At 45.2% G+C, this 2,337-nt stretch carries 3 protein-coding genes and 1 pseudogene; 3 read left to right on the forward strand and 1 reads right to left on the reverse strand.

The genetic code is table 11. The annotated features are described in order from the left end of the window. Positions 1-411, reverse strand: a 411-nt coding sequence (locus O9323_RS10840; protein WP_288125092.1) for an RNA-guided endonuclease InsQ/TnpB family protein, incomplete at its 3' end; no start/stop codon positions are given. A gap of 91 nt (positions 412-502) precedes the next feature. Here O9323_RS10840 and O9323_RS10845 point away from each other — a divergent pair. From O9323_RS10845 to O9323_RS22880, 3 genes and pseudogenes are all read left to right on the forward strand, one after another. Next, positions 503-1,720: an ATP phosphoribosyltransferase regulatory subunit gene (locus tag O9323_RS10845; protein WP_288125093.1), complete on the forward strand. Its 1,218-nt coding sequence runs from the start codon at positions 503-505 to the stop codon at positions 1,718-1,720. A gap of 273 nt (positions 1,721-1,993) precedes the next feature. Further along, complete coding sequence (locus O9323_RS22615; RefSeq protein ID WP_353851592.1) at positions 1,994-2,173, forward strand: hypothetical protein; 180 nt, start codon at positions 1,994-1,996, stop codon at positions 2,171-2,173. Continuing rightward, positions 2,143-2,337: pseudogene (locus tag O9323_RS22880) on the forward strand (hypothetical protein); the annotation flags it as partial. The gene O9323_RS22615 and the pseudogene O9323_RS22880, both read left to right, overlap by 31 nt.

Genomic DNA, 2,337 nt, shown 5'->3' on the forward strand with positions numbered 1-2,337 from the left:
CCATCGAATAGGTAAAGGTTCTGTGCATTTGGCTAAATAGATTTGTTTGTCTTTAAATTTAAAAGCAGACTTAGTAAATTCGGCACTTCCTCCTTGATGTTTTTTCTTAAAGTTAGGATACTTAGTACGACCAGCAAAGAAGTTAGTGAAAGCTGTTTGTAAATGTCTTAACCCTTGTTGTAAAGGTACACAGCTTACTTCATTGAGAAAGTTTAATTCTTCTTGTTTTTTCCAATCGGTTAGCATTGAAGAAGTTTGAACATATCCTACTCTTTCTTGTCTTTCGTACCATGCTTGTGTTCGTTCGTGGAGAGCTTTATTGTAAACTAATCTTACACAGCCCAAAGTGCGCCGCAATAGCGACTCTTGTGTTGGTGTGGGGTAAAATCGAAACGAGTAGGCTTTTTCCATGTCTCACATTCTAGCATATATTTTGTAAATGTGCTAATATTTAACAGTAAAGCCGTCGTAGAACGACGGGGTTTCAGACCCAAAATTTTCGATGATTCATCAACCCCCGGCGGGGACAAGGGATTTATTACCCCTAGAAGTTACCCAAAAAGGCTGGATTAATGATCGCCTTCAGTCTGTCTTTCAGCGTTGGGGCTATCAAAGGATCGTCACCTCCACCATTGAATGGCTCGATACCCTCACCGCAGGCGGTACGATCGATCCCAGCACCGTGATCCAACTCCACGGGGATAGTCAAGGACTATCGGGATTACGCCCTGAATTAACCGCTTCCATTGCGCGTAGTGCCGTCACCCGCATGAGTGGGGAGTCCTATCCCCAACGTCTCTGTTATCGGGCCAACGTTTTTCGTCGCCCTAGCGCCGGTTATCACGGTCGTCAAGTGGAATTCTATCAAGCAGGGGTAGAACTGCTCTTTTCTGGCGGTTTACTAGCTGATGCCGAGATTTTACTGCTCCTGGCCGACTGTTTCGATAGTTTGGCCGTCCCTAACTGGCAGATTATTTTAGGAGAAGCGGGTTTGACTCGTTCCCTACTTTCCCCTTTTCCCGGTCCCTTACGCGAACAGGTGAAACGCTGTTTAGCCCTCCTGGACTACGTTAGCCTCGAAAATCTTCCCTATCCCAACGAAATCCTCCGGCAGCAAGCCCGACAATTATTTCATCTGCGCGGTAATCCTGAGGATGTCCTCGCACAAGTGGCCCTATTAGCCCAGGAAGAATCAGCCCAAAAAGCCGTTAATAACCTTAAATCCCTAGTAGAGCTGCTTAATGCCGATCGCTCTAGTCCTTTCCCCCTAATTCTCGATTTAAGTCTGATTCAAACCTTTGATTACTACACCGGCATCGTTTTTAAAGCCGTTAGTGATCACCAGCAAAATCTCAGTATTTTAGGCCAAGGCGGACGCTATGATCAATTATTGGGCGTTTTTCATCCCCAGGGCCAATCGGCTCCGGGTATCGGTTTTTCCCTAAATATCGAAGAACTGCACGAAAGTCTATTATCAGGGCAGACTTTACCCACCCAAGCTCCCCCCCTCGACTGGTTGCTTATCCCTTTGGGTAATAACGCCCAGATAGCGACTTTTAGTAAAGCTCGCTCCCTTCGCACCAGTGATCCGAATCTGAGGGTGGCGATCGATTTAGGTGGTCGCAGCGAGGCACAAATTCGCACCTATGCCCGCGATCGAATGATTAAAAATCTCGCCTGGGTGCAAGAAGATGGTTCCGTGAGCGAAGAATCTCTCTAAAAGGGGGCAAAAGTGGCGAAAATCCTGTCTTTTATCCGCTGCTATAGGACTCTATCTAGGGTTTGCGGCAAAAAGTACGGGCGAAGCATTCGGGCAATAACCTATCGGTGAAACCGTAGATTTTTTATCCGAATGCTTCGCCCCTACAGGACAAAGATGTAGATGTAGGTTGCTCTAATGGGAAGTTTTGTGACGACAAGTGGCATTGATGATATTTATGGGGAATAATAGATTTAGATGAGTGCCTAACTTTCCAATTGGTAGCGACTTGCCATGAACCCAACAACCGCCAATTATGATGAACCCTGGAAAGAAGCATTAACCGAGTATTTTGAAGCGTTTTTATACTTCTTCTTTCCCGAAGTTCACCAACTAATCAGTTATCAGTTATCAGTTATCAGTTATCAGTTATCAGTGACTAATTGGAAGCAAGTAACAATCCCTTTGCTATAATAGTCATGGCACACCTGAAAACGAAAGCGACTACTGGGAAGCTGCCACAACGGGAACAGTGGAAGTGGAGGTTAATCAGGGGATTATATGAAAAGGAGTTCGAGAGGGAACAGATAATTAAACTGTTTGAAATCATCGACAATATGATGACTTTATCCCCTGAA

Origin of the sequence: Microcystis sp. LE19-131.1A, assembly GCF_027532015.1 — a bacterium.
GTDB lineage: Bacteria > Cyanobacteriota > Cyanobacteriia > Cyanobacteriales > Microcystaceae > Microcystis > Microcystis ichthyoblabe_A.